Genomic DNA, 291 nt, shown 5'->3' on the forward strand with positions numbered 1-291 from the left:
GTTCCCAGGACGTGATCTCGAATGCGTCGTGCACGACGAACTGCCTGGGGCCGTTGGCGAAGGTGATCGATGATCTGGCGGGGATCGAGCGGGGTCTGATGACCACGATCCACGCCTACACCCAGGACCAGAACCTGCAGGACGGGCCGCACAAGGATCTGCGGCGGGCGCGGGCGGCGGCGATCAACATGGTGCCGACATCCACGGGTGCGGCGAAGGCGATCGGGTTGGTGTTGCCGCACCTGCAGGGCAAGCTCGACGGGTACGCGATCCGGGTGCCGGTGCCGACCG

1 pseudogene is annotated in these 291 nt (G+C 67.4%); it reads left to right on the plus strand.

Annotated elements, in window-relative coordinates:
• Nucleotides 1-291 (plus strand): annotated as a pseudogene (locus RM445_RS32160) (type I glyceraldehyde-3-phosphate dehydrogenase); the annotation flags it as partial.

The sequence above is a fragment of the Pseudonocardia charpentierae genome (assembly GCF_031845345.1).
GTDB classification, from domain to species: domain Bacteria; phylum Actinomycetota; class Actinomycetes; order Mycobacteriales; family Pseudonocardiaceae; genus Pseudonocardia; species Pseudonocardia charpentierae.